This is a genomic window from Methylobacterium sp. WL6, from assembly GCF_008040095.1.
Classification (GTDB): Bacteria; Pseudomonadota; Alphaproteobacteria; order Rhizobiales; family Beijerinckiaceae; genus Methylobacterium.
In genome coordinates, this window is sequence record NZ_VRVH01000676.1 from 1 (window position 1) to 564 (window position 564).

The following is a 564-nucleotide window of genomic DNA, read 5'->3' on the forward strand; positions in this document are numbered from 1 at the left end:
CGCCTCTCCGGGGCCCGGCGCGCGGCTCGCGCGCAGGAGCCGGCGGGCGGCCTCGGTGCGAGCGGATTCCGCCTCCGCCGGGGCGATCAGCCCACGATCGAGGTCGCGCTCGATCTCGGCGAGCTGGTCCTCGTAGAACGCCGTCTCGGTGACGGTGCCGGCCGCATCGGGGACGATGGCGACGCGGCGCGACATCGGCCAGAGCAGGGCCAGGACGGCCGCGGCGGTCATGCCCGCCAGAATGAACCAGATCGCCGTCATCGCACCTTCGAAGCGGTCCCGGTTCGCGCAAGGCGAGGCCGCGGCCGCTCCATCCCTTCGATTGATAAGACGGCCCCCGCTGGAGCCGAATGGCCGTGCCGCCGATGGTAGAGAGCGGGCACGGGCGGCACGATGCCCGCCCTCGGCGTCACGGTGTCACGCAAGTTTTTCGCGATGACAAGGGCGGACGGGACGAGAGCAAACAGGGCAAGGGCGACGGGACGAGGGCAACGGGGCGGGGGGCGGATGGACGAATCGAAGCCCGGCTCCGGCCTCGGCCTCTCGATCGTCGCCGACCTCGCC

Annotated in this window: 1 protein-coding gene; it reads right to left on the bottom strand. The window is 72.3% G+C overall.

Features of this window, described 5'->3' with window-relative positions; all coding sequences use genetic code 11:
• Nucleotides 1-261: c-type cytochrome biogenesis protein CcmI (ccmI, locus tag FV230_RS29130; RefSeq protein WP_147844818.1), on the bottom strand; the 261-nt coding region annotated here is incomplete at its 3' end.
• Nucleotides 262-564 lie beyond the last annotated feature (303 nt).